This is a genomic window from Lentzea sp. NPDC054927 (genome assembly GCF_053610285.1).
The window spans coordinates 22114-46609 of record NZ_JBSGXZ010000041.1; the positions used below are offsets into that span (position 1 = coordinate 22114).

General features: G+C 67.8%; 31 protein-coding genes. 21 read left to right on the top strand and 10 right to left on the bottom strand.

Going from position 1 to position 24496, the window contains the following annotated elements; translation table 11 throughout:
- Positions 1 to 18: 18 nt before the first annotated feature.
- A complete protein-coding gene (locus tag ACWGE0_RS36480; RefSeq protein ID WP_452265438.1) occupies positions 19 to 765 on the bottom strand; it encodes a glycosyltransferase in 747 nt (248 codons plus the stop codon).
- A complete protein-coding gene (bluB, locus tag ACWGE0_RS36485) occupies positions 765 to 1391 on the bottom strand; it encodes a 5,6-dimethylbenzimidazole synthase (RefSeq protein WP_452265439.1) in 627 nt (208 codons plus the stop codon). Before bluB ends, ACWGE0_RS36480 begins: the two co-directional genes overlap by 1 nt.
- Positions 1392 to 1475: 84 nt before the next feature.
- On the opposite strand from bluB, the gene ACWGE0_RS36490 reads away from it, so the two are divergent.
- Positions 1476 to 1832, top strand: coding sequence for a hypothetical protein (locus ACWGE0_RS36490; RefSeq protein WP_452265440.1), 357 nt, complete (start codon positions 1476 to 1478; stop codon positions 1830 to 1832).
- On the opposite strand, the gene rpsR is transcribed toward ACWGE0_RS36490, so the two are convergent.
- The 4 genes from rpsR to rpmB are packed head-to-tail and all read right to left on the bottom strand — an operon-like array spanning position 1780 to position 2702.
- A complete protein-coding gene (gene rpsR, locus ACWGE0_RS36495; RefSeq protein WP_452265441.1) occupies positions 1780 to 2010 on the bottom strand; it encodes a 30S ribosomal protein S18 in 231 nt (76 codons plus the stop codon). The genes ACWGE0_RS36490 and rpsR overlap by 53 nt on opposite strands.
- Complete coding sequence (rpsN, locus tag ACWGE0_RS36500; protein WP_452265442.1) at positions 2010 to 2303, bottom strand: 30S ribosomal protein S14; 294 nt, start codon at positions 2301 to 2303, stop codon at positions 2010 to 2012. Before rpsN ends, rpsR begins: the two co-directional genes overlap by 1 nt.
- Before the next feature lies 1 nt (position 2304).
- Positions 2305 to 2472, bottom strand: a complete 168-nt coding sequence (gene rpmG, locus ACWGE0_RS36505) for a 50S ribosomal protein L33 (RefSeq protein WP_452265443.1) — start codon at positions 2470 to 2472, stop codon at positions 2305 to 2307.
- Entirely contained in the window at positions 2472 to 2702 is a 231-nt protein-coding gene (rpmB, locus tag ACWGE0_RS36510) for a 50S ribosomal protein L28 (RefSeq protein WP_406601612.1), read from the bottom strand. Before rpmB ends, rpmG begins: the two co-directional genes overlap by 1 nt.
- A gap of 69 nt (positions 2703 to 2771) precedes the next feature.
- Here rpmB and ACWGE0_RS36515 point away from each other — a divergent pair, with 69 nt between their 5' ends.
- Genes ACWGE0_RS36515 through rpmF form a run of 3 tightly spaced genes read left to right on the top strand, consistent with a single transcriptional unit; the run spans position 2772 to position 4065 of the window.
- Entirely contained in the window at positions 2772 to 3656 is an 885-nt protein-coding gene (locus ACWGE0_RS36515; RefSeq protein WP_452265444.1) for a GTP-binding protein, read from the top strand.
- A complete protein-coding gene (locus tag ACWGE0_RS36520; RefSeq protein ID WP_089949824.1) occupies positions 3653 to 3904 on the top strand; it encodes a type B 50S ribosomal protein L31 in 252 nt (83 codons plus the stop codon). The genes ACWGE0_RS36515 and ACWGE0_RS36520 overlap by 4 nt, the downstream gene beginning before the upstream one ends.
- Complete coding sequence (gene rpmF / locus ACWGE0_RS36525; protein WP_030481357.1) at positions 3904 to 4065, top strand: 50S ribosomal protein L32; 162 nt, start codon at positions 3904 to 3906, stop codon at positions 4063 to 4065. The genes ACWGE0_RS36520 and rpmF overlap by 1 nt, the downstream gene beginning before the upstream one ends.
- Here rpmF and ACWGE0_RS36530 read toward each other — a convergent pair.
- Positions 4062 to 4709 carry a histidine phosphatase family protein gene (locus ACWGE0_RS36530; RefSeq protein WP_452265445.1) on the bottom strand — a complete coding sequence of 216 codons (648 nt, stop codon included), beginning with the start codon at positions 4707 to 4709 and terminating at the stop codon, positions 4062 to 4064. The genes rpmF and ACWGE0_RS36530 overlap by 4 nt on opposite strands.
- A 74-nt stretch (positions 4710 to 4783) precedes the next feature.
- Between ACWGE0_RS36530 and ACWGE0_RS36535 the strand changes: the two genes are divergently transcribed.
- The 9 genes from ACWGE0_RS36535 to lepB all read left to right on the top strand — a co-directional run bounded on the left by ACWGE0_RS36535 (position 4784) and on the right by lepB (position 12539).
- Positions 4784 to 5101 carry an EthD family reductase gene (locus ACWGE0_RS36535; RefSeq protein WP_452265446.1) on the top strand — a complete coding sequence of 106 codons (318 nt, stop codon included), beginning with the start codon at positions 4784 to 4786 and terminating at the stop codon, positions 5099 to 5101.
- A complete protein-coding gene (locus ACWGE0_RS36540; RefSeq protein ID WP_452265447.1) occupies positions 5098 to 5913 on the top strand; it encodes a 3-hydroxyacyl-CoA dehydrogenase family protein in 816 nt (271 codons plus the stop codon). The genes ACWGE0_RS36535 and ACWGE0_RS36540 overlap by 4 nt, the downstream gene beginning before the upstream one ends.
- Before the next feature lie 10 nt (positions 5914 to 5923).
- The gene (locus ACWGE0_RS36545) at positions 5924 to 7081 is read left to right on the top strand and encodes a GNAT family N-acetyltransferase (RefSeq protein ID WP_452265448.1); all 1158 of its coding nucleotides are present in this window, start codon (positions 5924 to 5926) and stop codon (positions 7079 to 7081) included.
- Entirely contained in the window at positions 7081 to 7866 is a 786-nt protein-coding gene (locus ACWGE0_RS36550; RefSeq protein WP_452265449.1) for an SAM-dependent methyltransferase, read from the top strand. Before ACWGE0_RS36545 ends, ACWGE0_RS36550 begins: the two co-directional genes overlap by 1 nt.
- 82 nt (positions 7867 to 7948) lie before the next feature.
- Complete coding sequence (locus ACWGE0_RS36555; protein ID WP_452265450.1) at positions 7949 to 8887, top strand: nucleotidyltransferase domain-containing protein; 939 nt, start codon at positions 7949 to 7951, stop codon at positions 8885 to 8887.
- Between the two features lie 19 nt (positions 8888 to 8906).
- Complete coding sequence (locus ACWGE0_RS36560) at positions 8907 to 9518, top strand: trimeric intracellular cation channel family protein (RefSeq protein ID WP_452265451.1); 612 nt, start codon at positions 8907 to 8909, stop codon at positions 9516 to 9518.
- Between the two features lie 69 nt (positions 9519 to 9587).
- Positions 9588 to 10283 (top strand): response regulator transcription factor, encoded by a 696-nt coding sequence (locus ACWGE0_RS36565; RefSeq protein WP_319969738.1) that lies wholly within the window; start codon positions 9588 to 9590, stop codon positions 10281 to 10283.
- Positions 10280 to 11665, top strand: coding sequence for an ATP-binding protein (locus ACWGE0_RS36570; protein WP_452265452.1), 1386 nt, complete (start codon positions 10280 to 10282; stop codon positions 11663 to 11665). The genes ACWGE0_RS36565 and ACWGE0_RS36570 overlap by 4 nt, the downstream gene beginning before the upstream one ends.
- A gap of 10 nt (positions 11666 to 11675) precedes the next feature.
- Positions 11676 to 12539 (top strand): signal peptidase I, encoded by an 864-nt coding sequence (lepB, locus tag ACWGE0_RS36575; RefSeq protein WP_452265453.1) that lies wholly within the window; start codon positions 11676 to 11678, stop codon positions 12537 to 12539.
- A 237-nt stretch (positions 12540 to 12776) separates the two neighbouring features.
- On the opposite strand, the gene ACWGE0_RS36580 is transcribed toward lepB, so the two are convergent.
- Genes ACWGE0_RS36580 through ACWGE0_RS36590 form a run of 3 tightly spaced genes read right to left on the bottom strand, consistent with a single transcriptional unit; the run spans position 12777 to position 15942 of the window.
- The gene (locus ACWGE0_RS36580) at positions 12777 to 13679 is read right to left on the bottom strand and encodes a carbohydrate ABC transporter permease (protein ID WP_452265454.1); all 903 of its coding nucleotides are present in this window, start codon (positions 13677 to 13679) and stop codon (positions 12777 to 12779) included.
- Positions 13676 to 14632, bottom strand: a complete 957-nt coding sequence (locus tag ACWGE0_RS36585) for a carbohydrate ABC transporter permease (protein ID WP_452265455.1) — start codon at positions 14630 to 14632, stop codon at positions 13676 to 13678. Before ACWGE0_RS36585 ends, ACWGE0_RS36580 begins: the two co-directional genes overlap by 4 nt.
- Positions 14629 to 15942, bottom strand: a complete 1314-nt coding sequence (locus ACWGE0_RS36590) for an ABC transporter substrate-binding protein (RefSeq protein ID WP_452265456.1) — start codon at positions 15940 to 15942, stop codon at positions 14629 to 14631. The genes ACWGE0_RS36585 and ACWGE0_RS36590 overlap by 4 nt, the downstream gene beginning before the upstream one ends.
- A gap of 248 nt (positions 15943 to 16190) precedes the next feature.
- Here ACWGE0_RS36590 and ACWGE0_RS36595 point away from each other — a divergent pair, with 248 nt between their 5' ends.
- The 8 genes from ACWGE0_RS36595 to ACWGE0_RS36630 all read left to right on the top strand — a co-directional run bounded on the left by ACWGE0_RS36595 (position 16191) and on the right by ACWGE0_RS36630 (position 24062).
- Positions 16191 to 18188, top strand: coding sequence for a beta-galactosidase (locus ACWGE0_RS36595; protein ID WP_452265457.1), 1998 nt, complete (start codon positions 16191 to 16193; stop codon positions 18186 to 18188).
- Between the two features lies 1 nt (position 18189).
- Positions 18190 to 18987, top strand: a complete 798-nt coding sequence (locus tag ACWGE0_RS36600; RefSeq protein WP_452265458.1) for a DeoR/GlpR family DNA-binding transcription regulator — start codon at positions 18190 to 18192, stop codon at positions 18985 to 18987.
- Entirely contained in the window at positions 18984 to 20081 is a 1098-nt protein-coding gene (galT, locus tag ACWGE0_RS36605) for a galactose-1-phosphate uridylyltransferase (RefSeq protein WP_452265459.1), read from the top strand. Before ACWGE0_RS36600 ends, galT begins: the two co-directional genes overlap by 4 nt.
- Positions 20082 to 20132: 51 nt before the next feature.
- Positions 20133 to 21635 carry a trypsin-like peptidase domain-containing protein gene (locus ACWGE0_RS36610; RefSeq protein ID WP_452265460.1) on the top strand — a complete coding sequence of 501 codons (1503 nt, stop codon included), beginning with the start codon at positions 20133 to 20135 and terminating at the stop codon, positions 21633 to 21635.
- Between the two features lie 161 nt (positions 21636 to 21796).
- Positions 21797 to 22480, top strand: coding sequence for a response regulator transcription factor (locus tag ACWGE0_RS36615; RefSeq protein WP_452265461.1), 684 nt, complete (start codon positions 21797 to 21799; stop codon positions 22478 to 22480).
- A 41-nt stretch (positions 22481 to 22521) separates the two neighbouring features.
- Positions 22522 to 23382, top strand: coding sequence for a sensor histidine kinase (locus ACWGE0_RS36620; protein WP_452265502.1), 861 nt, complete (start codon positions 22522 to 22524; stop codon positions 23380 to 23382).
- A gap of 4 nt (positions 23383 to 23386) precedes the next feature.
- Positions 23387 to 23887, top strand: a complete 501-nt coding sequence (locus tag ACWGE0_RS36625; protein WP_045311897.1) for a MogA/MoaB family molybdenum cofactor biosynthesis protein — start codon at positions 23387 to 23389, stop codon at positions 23885 to 23887.
- Complete coding sequence (locus ACWGE0_RS36630; RefSeq protein ID WP_452265462.1) at positions 23874 to 24062, top strand: hypothetical protein; 189 nt, start codon at positions 23874 to 23876, stop codon at positions 24060 to 24062. Before ACWGE0_RS36625 ends, ACWGE0_RS36630 begins: the two co-directional genes overlap by 14 nt.
- The last annotated feature ends 434 nt before the right edge of the window (positions 24063 to 24496 follow it).

Consider the following 24496-nt stretch of genomic DNA (forward strand, 5'->3'; position numbering starts at 1 on the left):
CCGAGCGGCTAGCCAAGGCTACCGGGCCGGTTGCGTGCACATGTGGCGCAGTGCCTGGGCTCGATCGACGATCATTCCGTAGCGCAGCTTCTTGTCAACGGGGTCGTTGTGCACGTTTCCCGCCGTCACCTGCACCCCGTGCTTCCGGTAGAGCATGCTCGGCGTCGCGATGAAGTACCCGGCGGAGACCGTCTGCAGCGCCATCAGCAGTCCGGTGTCCTCTGATCGGGGCAACGCCATCCACCCACCCAGCGCCAGCAGCAGGTCCCGCCGGACGCACATCGTGCCCGGCACGACCGGCAGCCGCCATTCGTTGCTGATGAAAACGTCGAGCATCCAGCCAGGTTGCAACACCCCCTCGCCGGGATCGTCGGACGCCCAGGACACGACCTCCCCGTCCGGCAGGAGATCCTGCGCGGCAGACGTCACCCAGCCGACGTGCGCGTGCTCCACCAGAACGTCGACGTCCCGCCGCAACGCGCCTTCCATCAGCAGATCGTCGGCGTCCAGGTTCCGCACGAACTCGCCGGAGGAGCGGGCGAGGGCCACGTTCCGCGCGCACGCCGCACCTGCAGCGGGAGACGTCGAGAACGTGACGCGCGGGTCGTCGAAGGACGGTTCCGCCTCTGTCTCGCCGTCGTGCTGGATCAACCACTCCCAGCGCCACCCCCGTGGCAGCTCTTGCGCGCGCAGAGACTCATACGCCTCCGGAAGGAAACGCATATGAGCTGAATGAACGGGGGTGATGACAGAGACGGTTCGCATCAGTTCCGCCGACCGTACGAGTCGTAGTGCAGCACGTCCTCCAGGGGAAGCCGGTTGCGCCAGCCGTGCCGTTCCAGATCAGGCGTGTCGGGCAGGGATCGCACCGGTCCGACGCACAGCCACGCCACCGGACGGACCCTCGTGGGGATGTCCAGCAGCCGGCGCAGCACATCTTCTCGGTAGAAGCTCACCCACCCGACACCGAGGCCCTCCTCCGTCGCCGCCAGCCACAGGTTCTGGATGGCGAGGCACACGGAGTACAGGCCGGCGTCCGCGATCGCGTGCCTGCCGAGCACCGCGGGCGAGCCCCGGTCCGGGTCGTACGTGACGACGATGCCGAGCGACGACTCCATGACGCCCTCGACCTTGATGCGGGAGAAGACCTCCGCGCGTTCCCCGTCGAGCCCCGCCGAGAAAACGCTGCGCTCGGCCTGGACGTGATCCCGGAACGAGCGCCGAATCGATTCATCACGCACCAGCACGAAGTCCCACGGCTGGGAAAGACCGACGCTCGGTGCCGCGTGTGCCGCGGTCAGGACCCTCCGCAGGACGTCGGCCGGGATTTCCTCACCGGTGAACTCGGCGCGTGTGTCCCTGCGCCGATGCACTACTTCGTACAGGTTCATTCGTGCGATCGTGCCTCACTCGAAAGCACCAACTTCACGCTGGAGAGGTGGCGCTGATCTCACCTGAGGCGATAGACCGATCGGATGCGAAGAATGAAAGGTGGTTACGGCTCCGCGCTCGGATTCGGCGGCGGAGTCGGCGTGACCACGTTCACCGGTGCCTGGCCGATGGTTGCTCTCGTCCTGCTGGCGGCGGTCGTCGTGATCATCTCCCTGCGCACGACCATCTTCGGCGCCGGGCTTGCCGCACTGCAGTGCTGGGGCCTCTACGCGACCTTCCTGGTCGGTGTTCGTGGCGATCTGACGGTCGACGAACACACGACCTGGGTGCTCGCGTTGCTGGTGCAGCTCGCCGTGCTGGCGTTCGTGGCCAGCACGGCGATCCGCGTCATCGCCCTTGTGACGGGTACGGCAACAAGGCCATCTCCCGTGCGTTTTTGACAGCCGTGGCGACCTGACGCTGCTGTTGCGGCGTCAGGCCGGTCACCCGGCGGGACCGGATCTTGCCCCGGTCCGAGATGAACTTGCGCAGCAGCGTGACGTCCTTCCAGTCGACGGCCGTCACGCCCTCCCTCGCGAGGAGGTTCACCCTGCGCTTGAGCGGCCTCTTCTCGCGCATCACCAGCTCGCCTTCGACACGCCGGGAAGCTCGCCGCGGTGGGCCATCTCCCGCAGCCGGATGCGCGACAACCCGAACGCCCGGTTGTAAGCGCGCGGTCGTCCGTCCACGACGTCCCGGTTCCGCAACCGGGTCGGGGACGCGTCGCGCGGCAGCTTCTGCAGGCCCCGCAACGCTTCTTCGCGGGTCTCCGGATGCCGCAGCATTTCCTTGAGTTGCGCACGTCGTTCCGCGTACCGCGCAACGACCTCCCGCCGCCGCAGGTCCGCGGCGATCTTCGACTTCTTCGCCACGTCAGCGCTCCTCTTTGAACTCGACGTGCTTGCGCGCCACCGGGTCGTACTTGCGCAGCACCAGCCGGTTCGGGTCGTTGCGGCGGTTCTTCCTGGTCACGTACGTGTAGCCGGTGCCGGCGGTCGACCTCATCTTGATGATCGGCCGGATGTCGGTGCTCTTGGCCATCAGACCTTCACCCCCTGGGCGCGCAGCCGGGCCACGACGGCCTCGATGCCGAGCTTGTCGACGGTCTTGATGCCCTTGGCCGACAGCGTCAGCGTGACGTTCCGGTTCAGCGACGGCACCCAGTACCGCTTGCTCTGGACGTTCGGGTTCCACCTGCGCCGCGTCTTGCGCTGCGAGTGCGAGACGCGGTTGCCGAAGCCCGGTTCGCGGCCGGTCAGCTGGCAGTGCATGCCCACCAGGCACCTCCTAGGGGTTGAACAGATTGAAACGACATTCGTTTTCAACTACGGTACCTCAACATGGAAACCGTTGTCGTTATGGTGGCGGGGCTGGTCGACCACGACGTCGCTGTGCGGGTGTGGCGAGACCGGCCCGGTTCGGTGCTCGTGCGGCACGTAGCTGCGGAAACGTGCGTACGGCGGTGGGTCGACGGCATCGCGACCGACGTCGAACTGCTGCACGGCTGCGTGTCCTGCACCGTGCGAGAGGACCTGCGCGGGCTGCTCGGGACGTTCGCCGGACACACGGTCGTGCTGCACCTGGACCCGCTGCTGGAACCGGACGCGGTGCGCCGCAACCTGGGGATCGACGTCGAGTGCGTGATCACCGTCCTCGACGCGGCGACCTGGCTGGACGACGCCCTGGGCGACGCCTCGATGGTCAGTGATCAACGCACGGTGGCGCAGGTCGTCGTCGCCCAGGCCGAGGCCGCGGATGTGCTGGTGCTGCAGGGAGATGCGGACGAACGCACGCTCGCCGTGCTCGACCGGCTGGCTCCCGGCGCACACCGCTGCACGCCGGACGCGATCGTGGTGCGCAAGAGCACGCGGCCGCGACTGGTGCCGCTCACGCCCGAATGCGGTGTCTCGACAGCGGTTTTCACGGCTGACCGGCCGTTCCACCCGGCACGCCTGAACGCGGCGCTCGACTCGTTGCTCGACGGAACGGTCGTGCGCTCGCGCGGCCGGCTGTGGGTCGCGGACGAGCCGGACGTCGCACTGCACCTGGAATCCGCGGGCTGCGGGATGCACGTCGGCGAAGGCGGGCCGCGCGGGGACAGGACCACCCAGATCGTGGCGATCACCCTGGGCGAACCGGACGACATCACCAAAGCGTTCGGCGAGGCATTGCTCACCGACGACGAACTGTCCTTCGTGGACTCGATCCGAAAGCTGGCGATATGAAACCCGGTATCCACCCCGACTACCACCCGGTCGTCTTCCAGGACGCGTCCACCGGCAAGACGTTCCTGACCCGCTCGACGGCCACCTCGAGCCGGACCGTCGAGTGGGAGGACGGCAACTCCTACCCGCTGCTGGTCGTCGACATCACCGCCGACTCGCACCCGTTCTGGACGGGCACTCAACGGCTCGTGGACACCGCCGGCCGGGTCGAGAAGTTCAACCGCCGCTATGGAAAGCGAGAGCGCTGATGGCCGTTCCCAAGCGCAAGACGTCCCGCTCCAACACGCGTCACCGGCGCTCGCAGTGGAAGGCCACGGCGCCCGACCTCGTGCGCGTCAGGACGTTGGACGGCAAGGAGCTGCTCGTTCCCCGTCGACTCGTCGCGGCCTACAAGCGCGGGCTCATCTAGACGGGGTGCTGGACCGTTCCGTCCGGTGAGTCGCGCCACTGGTCGAAGGGGCGGTCCAGCCTCCACCCGGAGCCGTCGTGGTCGAGCACGCGGTTCTCGCAGGTGTCCACGTTGGACAGCGACTCGAACAGGTCGATGCTCCACCCGAACAACCTGCGGCACAGCAACCTGATCGTCAGCCCGTGCGACACGACCAGCACCGTCTTGGGATGTGTCTCGTCCTTGTGCAGGCGGACTTCCAGCCCGTCGAGGAACGCTGCCACCCGGTCGTCCACGTCCGCGCCGGACTCGCCGTTGGGCAGCCGGAAGAAGAAGTGCCCGAACGCGTGCCGCTGGTGCTTGAGCACTTCCTGCTGCACCGGGTCCTGGAGGTTGCCCCAGTCCTGCTCGCGCACCCGCGGTTCGGTGACGATCCGTTCCGCCTCGATGCCGAGCAGGTCGAACGTCCGGCGCGTGCGCTTGTATGGCGAGACGTAGGCCGCGACCGGGCCTTCGCCGACCAGGCCCTTGATCGTCGGACCGGCGGCGCGCGCCTGGTCCTCGCCGGTGGCGGTGAGCGGGAGGGCGTGGTCGGGGATGCGGCAGTAGGCGAGCTCGTCGACGTTGCCGAGGCTCTGTCCGTGGCGCAGCAGGATGATCCGCACCTCACCATCGTGCCTCAGCCCGGCGAGTGCTCCGGGCGTTACAGTGCTCGGCGAGTCGAGGAGGACGGTGTCACATGATCAAGTACATCGCGCTGTACAAGAAGCCCGCGGACCCCGAGGGCTTCGACGAGAAGTACTTCGAAACGCACCTGCCGATCGTCAACTCGGTGCCGGGAGTCGTGCGCGCCGAGGTCGCCAAGGTCCAGCGCGTGTTCCTGGGTGGTTTCCTGGGTGAGACCGAGCTCCACCTGATCGCGGAGATGTACTTCGACTCCGAGGAGTCGTTCAAGGCGGCCATCCAGACGCCGGAGTGGGCCACGTCCGGCGCGAACCTCGCCGAGATCGGTGGGATGGAGCTGGTCGCGATGTTCAGCGCCGAGGTCGTGTCGTGAAGGCTGTCGTCATCGGCGGCGGCACGATGGGCGCGGGCATCGTCCACGTCCTGCTCGCGCACGGTCACGAGGTCACGCTGTCGGAAGCCGATGCCGAGCGCGTCGAACAGGGCAGGCTCGCCGTCAGGCGTTCGCTCGACAAGGCGCAGGAGAAGGGCAAGCTCGCCGACGCGGAGGCGGCGTTCGCGAACCTGAACACCGGTGAGCTGCCCGCGGACGCGGAGCTGGTCGTCGAGGCCGTGCCGGAGAACGTGCCGCTGAAGCAGAAGGTGCTCGGTTTCGCGGCCGAACGGTGCCCGCTGGCGATCCTGGCGTCCAACACGTCGTCGCTGTCGATCGCGGAGATCGCCGCCGGACTGCCTGGCGAACGCGTTCTCGGCATGCACTTCTTCAACCCCGTCCCGGTGCAGCAGCTCGTCGAGCTCGTGCACCACGAGGGTGTCGACCCCGCGAACGTGGCCAAGGCGCGAACCTGGGCCGAACAAATGGGAAAAACCGTCATCGAAGTACGCGATTCCCCTGGTTTCGCGACGTCTCGACTGGGCGTCGCCGTTGGCATGGAAGCGATTCGCATGCTCGAAGAAGGCGTCGCCTCCGCCGCGGACATCGACACCGGGATGAAACTCGGTTACCGCTGGCCGATGGGCCCGCTGGAGCTCACCGACCTGGTCGGACTCGACGTCCGGCTGGCGATCGCCGAGCACCTCGCGTCGCAACTGGGTTCCCGGTTCGATCCCCCGCAGCTGTTGCGGGACAAGGTCGAACGCAATGAGCTGGGAAAGAAGACAGGTCAGGGCTTCTTTTCCTGGTAAATAGTTGTCCGTGCACATCAGGGAGTACACCGAGGACGACCTCGACGCGGTGTTCCGGCTCCGCAAGCTCGCGTTCAACTCGACCGAGCGACCGGAACGGTTGGTGAAGCCGGGTTCGCGCGGACTGGTCGCGGAGCTCGGCGGACGGGTCGCCGGTGTGCTCGGCATCGGTGAGTACGCGCAGTTCTACGGCGGCGCCGCGATCCCGATGGGTGGGATCGGCGGCGTCGCCGTCGATGGAGCCACGCGGGGCCGTGGCGTCGCCGGCGCGCTGCTCGACGCTTCCCTGTCCATCATGCGGGAACACGGTCAGCCCCTGTCGGTCCTCTACGCGACCGTCCCCGCCCTGTACCGGGGACGGGGATGGGAACGCGCCGGCCTGCTCGAATGGATCGAGCTGCCGATGGACAGGTTGCTCTCGGCCCAGCGGCCTACCGAGCCGATACCTTCGCGCCCGGCGGATGGGAGCGATCTCACCGCGCTGCACGACTGCTACCTCGAGGTGGCACGGACGATCGACGGCATGGCAGACCGCCGCCCGCCGCGGATCAACCTCGACAAGGTGCTCGAGATGGACCTGGTGAGCGTGCTGCCCGGCCCGAACGGCCTGCGCGGGTACCTGACGGCGCAACGCGAGCCCGGCGGGGACATGGGCCGGCTCAAGGTCCACGACCTCATCGGCGTCGACGTCGAGGCCCAGCTGAACCTCCTCGCCTCGCTGGCGTCCTGGGCCGGCACGCTCGAAGCGATCGACCTGCGGATCACCGACCCGGCGACGTTGAACTTCCTCGGCGCGACCCCGTTGCGCTACTCGGTGTGGACCTCCACCTGGATGTTGCGCGTCGTCGACCTGCCCGCCGCGGTGGCCGCGAGAGGCTGGCCGAGCCTGGCGAACGCCGCCGTGGACGTGGAGATCATCGACGACCACGCGCCGTGGCACGCGGGCCTGCAGCGGATCGTCGCCGAGGACGGTGCCGTGCGCGTCGAGCCCGGCGGTACCGGTGCCGTGCGGATGCACGCACGGGCGCTGGGTCCGTGGTTCTCCGGCGCGCAGAACACGCATGCCTTGCGGCGCGCGGGTTTGCTGGAGGGCGACCCGGCGGACGCGGCGGTGCTGGACCAGCTCGTCGGCGCGTCCGGCGTCCCCAGGCTGGCGGACTTCTTCTGATGGCCGACGTCTACCACGAGGTCATGCGCACGATCTGGGACCACAACCTGCACTTCGGGCTCTGGACGTCCGATGAGGACGAATCCCCCAACCGCGTCGCCGCCGAACGCATGACGGCCCTGCACATCGACAAGCTCGGCGCCCGCCACGGCTGGCGCGTGCTCGACCTGGGCCGCCGCGTCGGCACGTCCGCGTTCCGGCTGGCCGAGGCCTCGCACGCGGACATCGTCTCGGTGTCCCCCTGCGTCGAACACGTCGAACGGGCCAACACCCGCGCCGAGGCCCTGTTCGTCGACGACCAGGTCCGGTTCGTGCACGGGGATCCGCACTCGCTGCCGTTCGCCGACGACACGTTCGACGCGGCGTGGGCCGTGGAAACGTTGCCGCACTTGGGGGACAGGGTCAGCGTCCTGCGGGAGCTGGCGCGGGTGGTCAAACCTTCTGGTGTCGTGGTGGTGTCGGACTTCGTGCAGCGCAGGCCGGTGTCGCAGAGTCTGCTGGACGAGCTGGAACCGATCCTGACCACCTACGACATCGAGGAGTTGCCGACGTTCGGTGGCTACCCGAAGTTGTTGGCGGCGGCCGGTTTGCGCGTCGCTGAGCTGCTGGACCTGAGCACTGAGGCGCGCAAGACCGTGCCGCGCATGCAGGACGGCGCCCGGCGGCACTACGACGCTCTCGTTGCGGCGTACGGAGATGAGGCGCGGCAGTATCTCGACCAGATCTTGTCACCGTTGGCGATACAACCATCGTTGGGCTATTTGCTGGCCGTTGCGCGCGTCTGAGTTCGTCCGGACCGCCTCGCCAAGTAAGAATGAACGTGTGGCGGGGGACCAGGACGAGGTAAGGCATGCCTACGGCGACAACATGGGTTGGCGCCTGAAGGGCTATGCGAAACGGCGCAGCGGGGCACCGGTCAGCGTGCGGGACGTCTCCCGTGCGCAGTTCCTGGCGATCCGGCCGCTCTTCGACGCCGAGGACAACCCGTGGCTCGTCGACATGCACGAGGTCGGCCAGGAGATCCGGCCGCGCGTCGAACAGGTGCTGGGCGCGCTGGACCCCGAGCAGGACTACTACGTCACCGGACACCCGCTGGACTGGGACAAGGACCCGGTGCAGGTGGCCCGTGACCTGCTGGACGTCCGGTTCCCGCTGGCCACGGCGGCGTTCCTCGGCGGCAGCGTGGCCGCCGGCACGTACACGGCGAACTCGGATCTGGACATGGTCGTGATCGTCGACGACCTGGCCCACGCGTTCCGCGAGACGCTGGAGCACCGCGGCTGGCCGGTCGAGCTGTTCTGTCACACGATCGAGTCGTTCCAGGACTTCGTCATGCGTGACGCCATGGACCGGCGACCTCCGTTGTTGCACATGTGCGCGGAGGGGTTTCTCATGCTCGACGCGGACGGCACGGGTGCACGCATGAGGGCCGAGGCGCGCGCTCTGCTGGACACCGGCCCTCCACTCGCGACCGTCACCGAGCTGGAAGATCGCCGGTACGGGACCACCGACCTGCTCGAAGACCTCATCGGGGCGCGGGACGAGGACGAGCGGTTGTTCGTCGCGGCACGGCTGCTGACCTGCGTGGGAGAGCTGGCGCTGGTCGTGGAGAACCGGTGGCTCGGGCACGGCAAGTGGTTGTTGCGGCGGCTGCGCGACGCCAAGGAGGACGAGCTCGTGGACTCCTACCGCGCGTTGGTGCGGGGCGAGGGTGCCGAGCGGTTCATCGCGGTCGTGGAGCACGTTCTGGCGTCTGCGGGCGGGCGGCTCGAGGCCGGTTACCGCCGGGCAGCGCCACCGCGTTGACCAACTATTCTCTCCGTTCGTGCTGCTCATCGTCCTGGAGCTGATCGGGATCGCCGTGTTCGCCGCCTCCGGGGCGGTGGCCGCGGTCCGTGCTCGCCTCGACGTGTTCGGGGTGACGATCCTGGCGCTCACCACGGCGTTGGGCGGCGGGATCATCCGGGACGTGCTGCTGGGCGTGCACCCGCCGACCAGCCTGCGGAACTGGCCGTACCTGCTGGTCGCCGGCGGCACGGGGCTGATCGTCTTCTGGTTCCACCCGCAGGTCGCCAAGCTGCGCCGTTCGGTGTTGCTGCTGGACGCCGTGGGGCTGGGACTGTTCGTCACGTCGGGCACCACCACCGCGCTGGCTCTCGGCGCGACCCCGTACGCGGCGTGCCTCATCGGGATGACGACGGGCATCGGTGGTGGCGCGCTCCGTGATCTCCTCCTCCGAGAGATCCCGTTGGTCCTGAGGAGAGAGATCTACGCCGTTGCCGCCCTCGCCGGTGCGGTCGTCGTGGCGGTGGGTGAGTGGGCCGGGTTGCCGAAAGGCCTGGTCGCGCTGACTGGTGCGTCAATAATCATCACCATCAGGCTGATTGCGCTCTGGCGGAAGTGGAATGCACCTGTCGCGCGTGGCCTCGAGGGCTAACGCCGAACTCACACCCGCAGTTAGGGCCCTTCTCAGGCGGCTCTCAGATCCCTCGGCAAGACTGCCCCCATGCGCATCCTCGTTGTCGATGACGATCGGGCGGTCAGGGAGTCACTCCGCCGTTCGCTCCAGTTCAACGGCTACCAGGTCGAGACTGCCGGCGACGGCATGCAGGCCCTGGAGTCGGTGACTGCCGCCAGGCCGGACGCCATGGTGCTCGACGTGATGATGCCGCGGCTGGACGGTCTCGAGGTGTGCCGCCGGTTGCGCAGCACCGGTGACGACCTGCCGATCCTCGTGCTCACCGCGCGCGACGCCGTGAGCGATCGCGTGTCCGGGCTGGACGCCGGTGCCGACGACTACCTCCCCAAGCCGTTCGCGCTGGAGGAGTTGCTGGCCAGGCTGCGCGCTCTGCTGCGCCGTGCCGCCCACGACGACGACGCCGCCCAGCAGTCCGCCGCCGTGCTCAAGTTCGCCGACCTGGAGCTGGACCCGTCCACCAGGGACGTCCGCCGGGGCGAACGCGCCATCAGCCTCACCCGCACCGAGTTCGCGCTGCTCGAGCTCCTGCTGGCGCACCCGCGCCAGGTGCTGACTCGCAGCCGCATCCTGGAGGACGTGTGGGGATACGACTTCCCGACCTCGGGCAACGCTCTCGAGGTCTACGTCGGCTACCTGCGCCGCAAGACGGAGCTGGATGGCGAGCCGCGGCTGATCCACACGGTGCGGGGGGTGGGCTACGTCCTGCGGGAGACCCCTCCGTGATCTTCGAACCCCAGGGGCGGCTCCAGAAGGCGTCGCTGCGGGCTCGGGTCACCTGGCTCGCGGCCTTCTGCGTGGCCGGGGCCGTCGCGTTGGTGTCGTTCGGTGCGTACATGATCGTGCGCAAGAGCGTGTACGACGCGCTCGACGAGAGCCTGCGTTCGCGCGCCGCCACGGTGGCGACCGGCGGCAAGGTGACGACGCCGGACGAGGTCGAGAACTTCCCGGCGGCGTTCCTCGCGGCCGGTGACGTGAAGATGGGCCTGCTGCAGGCGACCACCGGGCAGATCCTCTACCCCAAGGGCTCCGACCGGCCGCCGACCGTCGACGAGGCCTGGGACGTCGCGCAGGGTGAGCGCCCCGACTACCTGTGGACCGACCACAAGACCGAGTCGCGGGTGATCGCGGTCAAGTACGCGCCGGGCCAAGCGGTGATCATCGCTCAGTCGATGTCGCCACAACGGACGACGTTGGCCAAGCTCAGCGTCGTTCTGCTGCTCATCGGCGGTGCCGGCGTGCTGCTCGCGGCCATCGCGGGCACGGCCGTGGCGCGCACGGGTCTGCGTCCGGTGCAACGGCTGACAGAGGCCACCGAACGTGTCGCGAACACGGGCGACCTGACGCCGATACCTGTGTCGGGCGACGACGAACTGGCTCGGTTGACGCACAGCTTCAACGCCATGCTCGGCGCGGTCGCGGAGTCGCAGGAACGACAACGCCGCCTGGTCGCCGACGCGGGCCACGAGCTGCGCACACCGTTGACGTCGATGCGCACCAACCTGGAGTTGCTGCTCGCGTCGGAACGTCCGAATTCGCCCACTCTGTCCGAAGAGGACAAGCGGGAGATCCAGTCGGACGTGCGCGCCCAGCTCGACGAACTGACCACCCTGATCGGTGACCTGGTCGAACTGGCCCGTGAGGACGCACCTCAGGTCGTGCACGAACCCGTCGACCTCCACGAGGTGGTAGAACGGTCCCTGGACCGCGCACGCCGACGGGCGTCGAACGTCACGTTCGACGTGCAGATGCAACCGTGGACACTTCTGGGTGATTCGAGTGCTCTCGAGCGCGCGGTGCTGAACCTCCTCGACAACGCGGTGAAGTTCAGCCCCTCGGGCTCAGCGGTGCGGCTGCACCTCCGTCAGGTGGGAGACGGCAGCGCCGTGGTGGAGGTGGCGGACGCGGGCCCAGGTATCGCGGATGCCGATCTACCACACGTTTTCGAGCGGTTCTACCGATCGTCCGAGGCGAGGACCCTGCCGGGTTCCGGCCTGGGTCTCGCCATCGTGAAGCAGGTGGCACAACGGCACGGCGGCACGGCCACGGCGGGCAGAGCTCCCGAAGGTGGTGCCCTGTTCACGTTGCGCCTACCCGGACGTCCGTAAGGTGGGGCGTGTGAGTCATCGCGTGAACGACGATTCTTCGTCGACCTGGGAGACGACCCCTCCCACTGGAGACGGCCCCGCCGAACCCACGTCGCGCTTCTCGACGTCCGGTTCGACCGCTTCGTCGTACGAGGACCGCTCGTCGCGTTCCTCCGCGTACGAGGACGACCCGGCGCCCAGGTTCTCCAAGAAGAAGGCGAAGAAGAAGCAGCCCTTCTGGAAAGAGCTGCTGGTCATCTTCAGCGTGGCGCTGCTGCTGACCGTCGTCATCCAGACGTTCGTCGCGCGCGTGTTCGTCATCCCGTCGGCCTCGATGGAGACGACGCTGCACGGCTGCACGGGCTGCGTGAACGACAAGGTGCTGGTCGAGAAGATCACGTACCTGTTCGGCGACCCCCGCCCCGGCGACGTCGTCGTGTTCCGCGGCCCGCCGAACTGGACGGGCGGCAAGGAGCCCCCGAACTTCTTCGTCGGCACCCTGCAGGACCTCGGCTCGATGGTGAACCTGTCCGAGCCCAGCGGCACGGACTTCATCAAGCGCGTCATCGCCGTCGGCGGCCAGACCGTCGAGTGCTGCGACGAAGAGGGCCGCGTGCTCGTGGACGGCAAGCCGCTGGACGAGCCGTACCTGAACTTCGGCGGCGGCCCGCGCCAGCAGGACTCGTTCGAGAAGGTCACCGTCCCCGCGGGCAAGCTGTGGGTGATGGGCGACAACCGCAACAACTCGGCCGACTCGCGCAAGCACGGCGACCCGACTCCCGCCGACGGCGCGATCCCGATCGACAACGTCGTGGGCAAGGCCCGCGTGATCGTGATCCCGGTGGGGCGCTGGGGTTCGATCTCGGACTACAACCCGCAGACCGGCGGCAAGTAGTTCGCTTCAGACCAGGTGAAAGCGCCCCGAGCCAGCCGGCTTGGGGCGCTTTCACGTTCCGCGATCACCTGAAGCCGCAAGCGTTTGAGACGTCTGCAAGTACCACCAACCCATGATCGAACCGCCTGTAACTACACCCAACCTGTTCGGCGTTCGCCGAACAGGTTGGGTGTAGTTGTGAGCTTGTTGATGTTGAGTTGGTGGTACTTGCAGATGCCGCGAGGCAACGTGGGCCGGTCAGCCCTTCGTCGCACCCAGCGTGAGTCCGCCGACGAAGTGCCGCTGCAGCACGAAGAACACGACCAACGTCGGCAACGCGACCAGCAGCGATCCCGCCGCGATCAGGTTGTTGTCGGTGAAGAACGTGCCCTTGAGGTTCTGCAACGCCGAGGTGACCGGCATCTTGTCGCCGTCCTGGATCAGCACCAACGCCCAGAGGAAGTCGTTGTAGATCCAGGTGAACTCCAACGTGGCCAGCGCGGCCAGCACCGGGCGGCACAGCGGCAACGTCAGCTGCCAGTACTGCCGCAGCACCGACGCGCCGTCCACGCGGGCGGCCTCGGTCAGCTCGTACGGGATCGTCTTCATGTAGTTCGACAGCACGAACGTGCAGAAGCCGGACTGGAAGGCGATGTGGATCAGCACGACGCCGATCGGCGAGTCGATCAGCGATCCGCTCGCACTGATCCACTCCGGGACCTCGATCAACCGGTACAGCCGCCACAACGGCGTCACGATCACCTGTTGCGGCAACAGGTTGCCCGCGGTGAAGACCATGAGCAGCAGCAGGTTGAACTTGAAGCTGAACCGGGACACGCCGAACGCGATCATCGAGCTGAGCAGCAGGGTGATGATCAGCGCGGGGACCGTGATGAGGAACGTGTTCCAGTAGAAGTGCGGCAGCTGGCCGACTTCCCACGCCTTCGCGAAGTTCTCGAACGTGAGCGACTTCGCGACGGAGAAGTAGCCGTTGACCGACGTGTCCTCGTACGTGCGCAGCGATGCGTAGACCGCCCACAAGAGGGGCGCCAGCGTCATCAGGCACGTGAGGATCAGGAAGGTGTGCAGCGCGACCCGCGCCGGGGTCACCGTCCGCTTCTTCTCAGCCGGCACCGCGGGCCGTTCCAGCGTGGCCGTCACGTCCGGTTCTCCTTGCTGAACGTCTGGTACAGGTACGGAATGATGACGCCGAGCGAGATCGTCAGCAGGATCACCGCGACCGCGGAACCCCGGCCGATGCGCGAAGCCTCACCGATGATGTTGTCGGTCACCAGCACCGACAACAGCTCCAGACCGTTGCGTCCCTTGTTGATGACGTACACGATGTCGAACGCGCGCAGCGCCTCGATCACCGTCACGACGGCCACCACGATGTTGACCGGCTTCATGACCGGGAAGGTGACGCGGAAGAACGTCTGCGTCGCCGAGGCGCCGTCCAGTGCCGCCGCTTCCTTCAACGCCGGGTCGACCGACTTCAAGCCCGCCAAGTACAGCAGCATGATGTAGCCGGTGTGCCGCCACGCCGCCGCGATGAGCACGGCGTAGAGGTTGATGTCCGAGTCGCCGATCCAGTCGACCGGGTTGTCGTTCAGGCCCAGCACCGAGTTCAGCAGGCCGCCGTCCGGCGTGTAGATCAGCTGCCAGATGAAGCCGACCAGCGCGAGCGACAGCACCATCGGCATGTACAGCGCGCTCTGGTAGATCCGGCTGAACCTGATCTCGCGGTCCAGCAGCACGGCGAGCAGCAGGCCCGCCGCCGTGGGCACGACGAGCAGGAACGCCAGCCAGATCAGGTTGTGCTGCACCGCCGGCCAGAACCGCGGGTACTCGGTGAAGATCTCGACGTAGTTCCCGACACCGATCCACTCGATGTCCTCGAAGCCGCCGATGCCGTTCCACCTGCTGAACGACAACGCGACCGAGCCCAGCGTCGGGATCCACACGAACAACACGTGCACGATCGTGGGGATGCCGAGCATGAGCGCCAGCACGAGCTTGTCCGTGCCGGCGAGGGCGGTGGCACGTTTTCCACGCCGACGAGGCGGCGGCCCGCTGGGGGCCACCGCCTTCGGCTTCTCCTGCAATGCGGTCACTTGAAGATGTTCTTCGCCTGATCAGCCATGCCCTTGAGCACGGAGTCGATGTCGTCGGGGTTCTTGATGAACGCGATGAGGCCGTTCGTCGCCGCCTCGCTCGCGAAACCGGGGTCGGTGTCGCGGTCGAGGAATTGCGTGATGTGCTTGGCGTTCTTGATGACCTCGGCCGACTTCTTCTGCAGCGCGCTGTAGCCGGAGGTGTCTGCCTTCTGGTTGGTCGCGATCGAGTTCGGGTCGGCCTTGAGGTACGTGAGCTGCGGCTCGGCCGTCGACAGGTACTCGAGCAGCTTGAGCGCACCCTCGGGGTTGGCAGGCTTCTTCGCCATCATGTAGCCGTCGATCGGCGCTTCGACCGTGTCGGTGCCGTGCTCCGGGTTGATCTCCGGGAACGGGAAGAAGTCGAGGTCGTCCTTGTCCGCGTCCGGGAACTGCTGGCCGACGAACGAGCCGAGCAGGTACATACCGGACTTCTTCTGCTGCAACGTCTGCGCGGCTTCCTGCCATTCGCGGCCGAGCGCGTTCTCCTGGTGGAACGGCAGCAGCCGCTTCCAGGTGTCGAAGACGTCCTTGACCTTCTTGCCCTGCCAGTCTTCCTTGCCGGCCAGCAGGTCGACGTGGAACTGGTAGCCGTTGATGCGGAAGTTCAGCTGGTCGAACGTGCCCATGCCCGGCCAGCCCTGCTTCTGGGCGAAGGCGATCGGGATCAGGCCGTCGGCCTTCATCTTCGTCGAGACAGCGACGAGCTCGTCGAGCGTCTTCGGGACCGCGTAACCGCGCTCCTGCCAGACGCTCTTGCGGTAGAACATGCCCCACGGGTACTGGATGAACGGCACGAAGTACTGCTTCTTGTCCGAGCCGGTGGACGCCTGCTTGAGCGCGTCCGAGTAGTTGCCGCCGACCTTGCCCCACAGGTCGGTGAGGTCGCCGGCGAGACCCTGGTCGGCGAAGAACCGCATGCGGTAGCCCGCGAACCAGGCGAGCACGTCGTCCGGCTTGCCCTGCAGGTAGTTGTTGATCTGCTCCTGGTACTGCTCGTGCTGCTTGGTGTTGATCGTGACCGTCAGCCCGCCCGAATTGGCCTCGAAGGCCTTCACCGCGGCCGTGATCGCGTCCTTCGGCACCTGGTCTGACAGGTTGTTGCCGAACGTGACCAGCTTGGACTCGGTGCCCGAGCTCGAGCCACCGCTGCCGCACGCCGCGAGACCACCGGTCGCGGCCACACCCGCGCCGGCCAGCATGATCCGCAACAGGGTCCGCCGGTCGAGGTGAGGTAACGGAGAGGAACCAGGCGTGTACCGAACCATCATCGCTCCTACAGGTGACACTCGCTCGTGCGAACCGAACAGGACTCAAACAAAGTTGCGCACAATGTGGTCCCAGTCATACATCCTGTCAAGTCTCGTTACGCAGCTGTTAAACCCGTGCACAGCCGGTGGACGCCACCATTTGGCCGCTTTCCCGGTCTGTGTCCCGGTCAACCGCCGAACAGACCCAAACGTGAAGTTGTGTTTGCTTGTGTTGACGTTGGGGGTTGTTGTCGGCCACGCTTGCCGCCGTGACGACTTGGCCGACGGGTATGCAGGGGCTCGCCTGGGGTGCGGACTACAACCCCGAACAGTGGCCTGAGCACGTCTGGGCCGAGGACGTCGAGCTCATGCAACGGGCCGGTGTGAACCTGGTCAGCGTCGGGATCTTCAGCTGGGCGAAGATCGAGGTCAGCAAAGGTGAGTACCGGTTCGAGTGGCTCGACCGGGTGCTCGATCTGCTGGACGCCGGCGGCATCCGGGCCGACCTCGCGACCGCGACCGCCTCGCCCCCGCCGTGGCTGACCGCCCAGTACCCCGAGATGTTGCCCGTCCGCGCTGACGGTGTGCGGCTCTCACACGGCTCGAGGCAGGCCTACTGCCCGTCGTCGCCGATCTACCGCGACCGGGCAACCGCGCTCGCGGCCGAGATGGCCTCGCACTACCGCGACCACCCCGCGCTCGCCGCGTGGCACGTCGGCAACGAGTACGGATGCCATGTGTCGCGCTGCTACTGCGACACGTGCGCCGAGTCGTTCCGCGAGTGGCTGTCCGCCCGCTACACGCTCGACCAGCTCAACGACGCGTGGTCGACCGCGTTCTGGAGCCAGGGCTACACGGACTTCTCGCAGATCCTGCCTCCGCGCGCCACGCCCACGTTCGCGAATCCGGGGCAGGTGCTCGACTTCGACCGGTTCAGCGACGACGCGTTGCTGGAGCAGTACAAGGCCGAGCGCGACGTGCTGCGGATGATCACGCCGGACGTGCCGGTCACCACGAACTTCATGGTCACCTGGACGATGGAGGCGCTGGACTACTGGAAGTGGGCCCGCGAGGTCGACTTCGTGTCCAACGACCACTACACCGAGGCCCAGTCCCCTGATCGGCACGTCGAGCTCGCGATGTCCGCGGACCTCACCCGCGGCCTTGCGGGCGGCAGGCCGTGGCTGCTGATGGAGCACTCGACGTCCGCGGTGAACTGGCAGCAGCGCAACATCGCCAAACTGCCGGGGGAGATGCGGCGGAACTCGTTCCAGCACATCGCCCGCGGCGCGGACGGCACGCTGTTCTTCCAGTGGCGGCAGTCGCGCGGTGGCGGCGAGCGATTCCACTCGGCGATGGTTCCGCACGCGGGCACCGACACGAAGGTGTACCGCGAGGTGTGCCAGGTCGGGGCCGAGTACGCCGCGCTGTCCGAAGTTGTCGGATCCACTGTGGACGCACCGGTGGCGATCCTGTTCGACTGGCAGTCCGGCTGGGCGTTGCGGCAGGACGCGCATCCGACCTCGGACTTCGAGTACCGCAAGCACGTCTACGGCTACTACAAGGCGTTGTGGCAGGCCGGTGTGACGGTCGACTTCGTGGCGCCGGGCACGAACCTGTCGGCGTACTCGATGGTGGTCGTGCCGGCGTTCTACGCCGTGTCCGACGCGCACGCCGCGGTGATCGCCGACTACGTGGCCGGCGGCGGTCATGCTGTGGTCACGTACTTGTCTGGTGTTGCCGACGAGCACACGCGAGTGCGACTGGGCGGGTACCCCGGCGCGTTCCGGGACGTGCTGGGCGTGTGGTCGGAGGAGTTCTACCCGCTGCGGCAGGACGAAACCGTCACGTTGACCGACGGATCAACGGCCTCGCTGTGGACCGAGCACCTGCACGTGCGCGGCGCTGACATCGTTGCCTCCTATGCGGACGGCCCGTTGCCCGGAGTGCCCGCGGTGACGCGAAACGCGTTCGGCAGCGGTGTCGCCTGGTACGTGGCGTGCGACCTCGATGAGAGCGGTCTCGGCCGAACCGTGGAAAACGCGCTTTCCAGTGCGGGCGTGGCGGTGCTGCCCAAATCGGTCGAACACGGCCAGATCGAGCTTGTGAGGCGCAAGGGCGACGTATCGTGGCTCTTCGCCGTCAACCACTCCGACACCGACGCGCAGATCGAGGCGTCCGGTGTCGACGTGTTGTCCGGCGAGCAGGTCTCCGGACGCCTCACCGTGCGAGCCGGGGACGTCGTGGTCCTCAGGGAAGAGGTGTGAGGTGCTGGCACGTCAACGGCAAGCGGTGATCATCGAGGAAGTCCGGCGGACCGGCGCGGTGCGCGTGAGCGACCTGGTCGTCCGGCTCGGCGTCTCGGACATGACCGTGCGCCGCGACCTCGACGTGCTCGCCTCGCGCGGCCTGGTGGAGAAGGTCTACGGCGGCGCGACCTCCGTCGTCGGGCGCTCCACCGACGAACCCGGCTTCGAGGCCAAGTCGGTCCGGCAGCTCCCGGAGAAGGAAGCGATCGCGGCGCTGGCCGCGAACCTCGTGCGCCCCGGCACGGCCATCGGCCTGTCCGCGGGCACCACGACGTGGACGTTAGCCCGCTTCCTGGACGACATCCCGGACCTGACCGTGGTCACGAACTCCATCCGCGTCGCGGACGTGCTGCAACAGAGCGGGCGCACCGACCGCACGGTCGTGCTGACCGGTGGGGTGCGCACGCCGTCCGACGCGTTGGTCGGCCCTGTTGCCGTGCAGGCGTTGCGATCCCTGCACCTGGACGTGGTGTTCCTGGGCGTGCACGGCATGGCCGAGCGTTCCGGCTTCACCACCCCGAACCTCAACGAGAGCGAAACCGACCGGGCGCTCGTCGACGCCGCCGGACGCGTGGTCGTGGTCGCTGACCACACGAAGTGGGGCACCGTGGGCATTTCCACGATCGCCGACCTCGACGAAGCACACGTGCTGGTGACCGACGAAGGTCTGCCGGACGACGCACGCGCGATCCTCACCGAGCAGGTCGGCGAGTTGGTGTTGGCACATGTACCAGGAAGTGGCGAGGAGTTGGCGTGAGGCGTACCGCGGGGAAGCTGGCGGACGGCCGGGAGATCATCTACTTCGACGACAGCGCTGAGGCACCACCGCGAGTCGCGGTGGACACCCGGGATCTTCCCGAGTCCCAGCCGATGTCCGAAGTCCGGCTGGACCCGTTGACCCGCGAGTGGGTCGCCATGGCGGCACACCGCCAGACACGCACTTACAAACCACCGGCGGATCTCTGCCCGTTATGCCCGTCGACGCCTGGCCGGCCCACGGAGATTCCCGAGGCCGACTACGACGTCGTGGTGTTCGAGAACCGGTTCCCCTCGCTGGCGCAGAACGTGCCGGACGTGCCGTCCACTGTGGATGGTGAAGCGCTGTTCGCGCGCGCGCCGGGACGTGGGCGCTGCGAGGTCGTGTGCTTCACGTCGGACCACAACACGTCCTTCGGCGAGCTTTCCGAGTCGCGGGTGCGGACCGTTGTCGACGCCTGGGCGGACCGGGTTGCCTTCTTGTCAACGTTGCCAGGGGTCGAGCAGGTTTTTCCGTTCGAGAACCGTGGCGAAGAAATCGGTGTGACGCTGTCGCACCCGCACGGCCAGATCTACGCGTACCCGTTCGTGACGCCGCGGACCGAACGGATGCTCGAAGCCGCCCTGGAGTACTACGCGGCGCACGGGCGTCCGTTGTTCGGTGACGTGCTGGAGGCCGAGCTCCGCGCGGGCGCGCGTGTGGTGGAGGAGTCCCCGCACTGGGTGGCCTTCGTGCCCGCCGCCGCGCGCTGGCCCGTCGAGGTCGTGCTGGCGCCACGCCGTCAGGTCGCGGACCTCGCCGGTCTGTCCTCTGTGGAGCGTGACGACTTCGCGTCGTTGTACCTGAAGGTGTTGCACCGGCTGGACGCCCTGTACGACCGCCCGCTGCCGTACATCGCGGCGTGGCACCAGGCGCCGGTGAACGTCGGGCGGGATGAGCTCTGGCTGCACCTGCAGGTCTTCTCGGTGCTGCGGACGAAGGACAAGTTGAAGTACCTCGCCGGTTCGGAGTCGGGCGAGGCCGTGTGGATCAACGACGTGACGCCGGAACAGATCGCGGAGCGTCTTCGGGCGTCCCTGGGAACGCACAACTGACTCCCAGGCTGGTTTAAGGGTTCTCTCAGGACGGGCCGAGAGACTATGGCCATGACCGAGAGCAACCAGCCAGCGCAGCAGCCGGAAGAGCCCAACTCCGTGCCGACCGCCGGTCAGACAGACTCCGGCGCGCGGGAGCAGGGCCCGTCGCTGCCGGAACCCGGCCAGCCGGATCCTTTGCAGGGGGGATCCGGCCAGGCCGGGGCTCACAGCGCTCCCGCGGGCCTCGGTGACGTGCCCGCCTCGTTCTCTTCGGCCCAGCCGCAGGTGCCCGCACCTGACGCGGGCCAGGCGCAGCTCGGCGGGTCCGGACCCGGCCAGCAGCTTCCTCCTCCTGGGTCCGGCCAACTTCCCCCAGGCCACCCCCTCGGCCTGGGGGCCACCACCTCCCAGTTCGGCGCCGAGGCCCCCACAGGGCCTCAGCCGACCGGTCAGTACTACCTCCCACCCGGTTACCAGCCCTCGCCCGTTCCACCGCGTCCCAAGGGCCGTGGGAAGGTCGTGGCGGGTGTCGCAGCGCTCGTGCTGCTCGTGGGCGGCCTCTCCGGTGGCCTCGGCGGCTACCTGGGCTACACGTTCGCCAACGAGTCGTCCTCGGTCAGCTCGCTCGACTCGCCCCGCCCGGCCTCGCAGACCAGCAACGCTCCCGCGGGTTCGGTCGAGGACGTGGCGAACAAGATGCTGCCGTCCGTCGTCCAGATCCAGGTCGTGACGCGGACCGGCGCCGGTGAGGGCTCTGGTTTCATCATCTCCGGCAACGGCCAGATCGTGACGAACAACCACGTCATCGAGGGCGCGGCGGCCGGCGGCGAGATCAAGGTGGTCTTCCAGGACGGCAAGACCGCCACCGCCAAGATCCTCGGTCGCGACCCCAGCTCGGACATCGCCGTCATCCAGGCGGACGGCGTCTCCAACCTGCCGGTCGTGCAGCTCGGCAACTCCGGTGACATGAAGATCGGCCAGGGCGTCGTCGCGATCGGTTCGCCGTTCGAACTGTCCGGCACCGTGACCTCCGGCATCGTCAGCTCGGTGAACCGCCCGGTCTCCGCCGGTGGCGACGCCCGCAACTCGCAGGCGACCGTCCTGAACGCGATCCAGACCGACGCGGCGATCAACCCCGGCAACTCCGGTGGTCCGCTGGTGAACATGCAGGGCCAGGTCGTGGGCATCAACTCCGCGATCTACAGCCCGAACTCCTCCGGCGGCCAGGCGGGTTCGGTCGGCATCGGCTTCGCGATCCCGATGGACCAGGCGCGCCGCACGATCGACGAGATCGTGAAGACCGGCAAGCCCAAGCAGACGGTGCTCGGCGTCGAGGTGAAGGAGTCCCCTGACGGCGGTGCCGTGATCAGCAAGATCACCGCGGGTGGTGCCGCGGAGAAGGCGGGCCTGAAGGAGAACGACGTGATCACCAAGTTCGGTGACCGTCGCATCGAGAGCTCGGACACCCTCGTCGCGGCCGTCCGCTCCAAGGCGCCCGGCGACAAGGTGACCATCACGCTGTCCGACAACCGGACCGTGGAAGCCACCCTCGGCGGTGTCGAGGTGGGATAGGTGGGGGGACGCGCCTGGTTCTGGCATCCGCCGCCCGCCAGAACCAGGCGTGACGACCTCCGAGACCGGCCCCCGCGCACCTGCCCCGCGCGGGGGTCGGTCTCTTTTCGTTTTCTTACGGATGCGAGCCGGTCCGGTGTTCGTGGCTTAGCGTTGGTGACGTGGTGGAACGGGTGTTGGTCGTCGACGACGACACGACGGTGCGGGACGTGGTGCGCCGGTACCTCGAACACGCCGGGTACGAGGTCGAACTCGCCGGGGACGGGGAGCAGGCGCTGCGGTTGATGGCGTCGCACGAGCCGGACATCGTCGTGCTGGACCTGATGCTGCCGGGCATCGACGGGCTCGAGGTGTGCCGGCGGATCCGGGAACGCGGCAGCACGCCGGTGGTCATGCTGACGGCGTTGGGCGAGGAAGAAGACCGCATCGCCGGGTTGCAGATCGGGGCGGACGACTACGTCACGAAGCCGTTCAGCCCGCGCGAGCTGGCGTTGCGCGTGTCGTCGGTGTTGCGGCGGGCCAGCAAGGCCTACGAGCCGCGGGTGGTGCGCGACGGCGACCTGGTGCTCGACGTGGCCGCCCACACGGCGACGTTGGACGGCATGCCGTTGCAGTTGACCACTCGCGAGTTCGACCTGCTGGCGTTCTTCATCGCGAACGCCGGCCGGGCGTTCGGACGTTCGGAGCTGCTGGAGCGGGTGTGGGGCTGGCAGTTCGGCGACCAGTCGACCGTGACCGTCCACGTGCGACGGTTGCGGGAGAAGATCGAGAAGGATCCGGCCAAGCCGATGCGGCTCAGCACCGTGTGGGGCGTGGGTTACCGGTACGACAGAAGTTCGCTGTGAACATCTTCGACCGGCTGAGCCGGGTGTCGCTCACGACCGCGATGACCGTGATGGTGATCGTGCCGGTGGTGGCGACTATCAGCGGAGTGCTCGCGGTCAGCGGGTTCATGTTCACGCCGATGCTCACGGCCGCCCTGACGGTGTGCGCGGTGGTCGGCGTGATCACCGTGCCGTTCTCGATCATGCTGGGACGCGCGATCGCGCGGCGCAGCGTGTGGGAGCGGGAAGCGGAGGCGGCGCGGCGGCAGCTGGTGGCGTGGATCAGTCACGACCTGCGGACACCGCTGGCCGGCATCCGGGCGATGACCGAGGCGCTGGAGGACGGCGTCGTCTCCGAGCCGGGCGAGGTCGCCGTCTACGCGAAGCAGATCGCCCAGGAGGCCGACCACCTTTCGAAACTGGTCGACGATCTGTTCCAGCTGTCCCGGATCACCGCCGGTGCACTGAAGCTGACGTTGCACGACGTGCGGCTGGCGGACGTCGTCAGCGACGTGGTCGCCGCATCCCGCCCGGTCGCTCAGCTCAAGGGTGTGCAGTTGCGCGCGGACGCTCGCGAATGGCCGGTCGTGCGCGGCTCAGATCCGGAACTGATGCGTGTCGTGCGCAACCTTGTGTCCAACGCCATTCGGCACACGCCCGAGGGCGGCACGGTGGCCGTCCAGGTCGATGTGGACGGAGCCGAGGCCGTGGTGCGGGTGGACGACGCGTGCGGCGGCATACCCGATGACGTGCTGCCACAGGTGTTCGACGTGGGATTCCGCGGTTCGTCGAGCCGCAATCCCTCTGGCGCCGGACTGGGCCTGGCGATCGCGCGCGGCCTCGTCGACGCACACCTCGGACGAATCAGCGCGCACAACCACGGTCCTGGCTGCCGCTTCGAAGTCCGACTCCCGCTACGGTGATCGCATGGAACGCAGCGCGCAGCGCCTTGGCCGCGCTTTGGTCGTGATCGTGGACGACCGGGTGGCGCACGGCGAGCAGGACGACAACTCCGGCCCTCTCGTCACCGAACTTCTGGAAGAAGCGGGCTTCATCGTCGACGGCACCGTCGCGGTCGAGGGTGAGGTGGTCGACATCCGGGCCGCCCTCAACACGGCCGTCATCGGTGGCGTCGACCTCGTGGTCACCGTGGGCGGCACAGGCGTGTCACCCCGCGACGTGACCCCCGACGCCACACAAGGCGTGCTGGACCGCCCCATCCACGGCATCGCCGAGGCACTCCGCGCCTCCGGCCTCGCCGCGGGCGCGGTGGACGCGGGCATCTCCCGCGGTCTGGTAGGCGTCTCCGGCAGCACCCTGGTCGTGAACCTCGCGGGCTCGCGCTCCGCGGTCCGCGACGGCATGGCAACGCTGTCGGCTCTGGTGCCCTACGTGATCGAGCAGCTGAGCGGTCTTGACGAAGAGTGATTCTCCGAAGCCGGCCGACGACGACGCCGTAGCGCGTCGTCGCCGGTTGGCTGAGGTGTTCGGGGACGTGCTGCCGGAGACCACGTCGGATGAGCGTGGTTCGGCTTCTGGTGACGGTTCGGGGGACCGTGAGGCCTGGTACCGCGAGAACAGGCCGCCGCACCACGGGGGCTGAGGACCTTTGGACGGGTCGGCTTGCGTTGGCGAGCGGCGGTTGGCACCGTGCGGGTCGGCTTGCGGGCGGATGGTCACGTTCCAGCGGGGTGGTCGCCTGCCGTGCGAGTGGTCGCGTTCCAGCGTGGTCCGTCAGGCATTGACGAGGCGTGGGAGTCCATCGCCGCTGCGCGACGATTGCGATTGGGGCTTGACCTTGAGCCTCTGGCGGGATGCTGGACGGCCTCCAAAAGCCGGGGTGAAAAGCGCCCCGGCCGAACCCGAACAGCGAAGCATCCCGCCCCCTCAAGATAAAGCCCCAATCGCAAGGCGTGGGGCTACACCGCTACCCAGCCGTCCACCGGCAGCGGGCTCACCCAGCGCGGCAATACCGACAGAGTCCCCAGCGTGGCAATACCGACAGAGCACCCAGCGCGGCATCACACGCGGCTTACC

Coding starts and splice junctions, on each gene's coding strand:
- ACWGE0_RS36610 (WP_452265460.1), top strand. CDS start 20,133: ATGACCGAGAGCAACCAGCCAGCGCAGCAGCCGGAAGAGCCCAACTCC.
- ACWGE0_RS36555 (WP_452265450.1), top strand. CDS start 7,949: ATGGGTTGGCGCCTGAAGGGCTATGCGAAACGGCGCAGCGGGGCACCG.
- rpmG (WP_452265443.1), bottom strand. CDS start 2,472: ATGGCCAAGAGCACCGACATCCGGCCGATCATCAAGATGAGGTCGACC.
- ACWGE0_RS36625 (WP_045311897.1), top strand. CDS start 23,387: ATGGAACGCAGCGCGCAGCGCCTTGGCCGCGCTTTGGTCGTGATCGTG.
- ACWGE0_RS36620 (WP_452265502.1), top strand. CDS start 22,522: ATGACCGTGATGGTGATCGTGCCGGTGGTGGCGACTATCAGCGGAGTG.
- ACWGE0_RS36480 (WP_452265438.1), bottom strand. CDS start 765: ATGCGAACCGTCTCTGTCATCACCCCCGTTCATTCAGCTCATATGCGT.
- rpmF (WP_030481357.1), top strand. CDS start 3,904: ATGGCCGTTCCCAAGCGCAAGACGTCCCGCTCCAACACGCGTCACCGG.
- ACWGE0_RS36535 (WP_452265446.1), top strand. CDS start 4,784: ATGATCAAGTACATCGCGCTGTACAAGAAGCCCGCGGACCCCGAGGGC.
- ACWGE0_RS36550 (WP_452265449.1), top strand. CDS start 7,081: ATGGCCGACGTCTACCACGAGGTCATGCGCACGATCTGGGACCACAAC.
- ACWGE0_RS36565 (WP_319969738.1), top strand. CDS start 9,588: ATGCGCATCCTCGTTGTCGATGACGATCGGGCGGTCAGGGAGTCACTC.
- ACWGE0_RS36515 (WP_452265444.1), top strand. CDS start 2,772: ATGGAAACCGTTGTCGTTATGGTGGCGGGGCTGGTCGACCACGACGTC.
- rpsR (WP_452265441.1), bottom strand. CDS start 2,010: ATGCGCGAGAAGAGGCCGCTCAAGCGCAGGGTGAACCTCCTCGCGAGG.
- bluB (WP_452265439.1), bottom strand. CDS start 1,391: ATGAACCTGTACGAAGTAGTGCATCGGCGCAGGGACACACGCGCCGAG.
- rpmB (WP_406601612.1), bottom strand. CDS start 2,702: ATGCACTGCCAGCTGACCGGCCGCGAACCGGGCTTCGGCAACCGCGTC.
- ACWGE0_RS36520 (WP_089949824.1), top strand. CDS start 3,653: ATGAAACCCGGTATCCACCCCGACTACCACCCGGTCGTCTTCCAGGAC.
- ACWGE0_RS36490 (WP_452265440.1), top strand. CDS start 1,476: ATGCGAAGAATGAAAGGTGGTTACGGCTCCGCGCTCGGATTCGGCGGC.
- ACWGE0_RS36590 (WP_452265456.1), bottom strand. CDS start 15,942: ATGATGGTTCGGTACACGCCTGGTTCCTCTCCGTTACCTCACCTCGAC.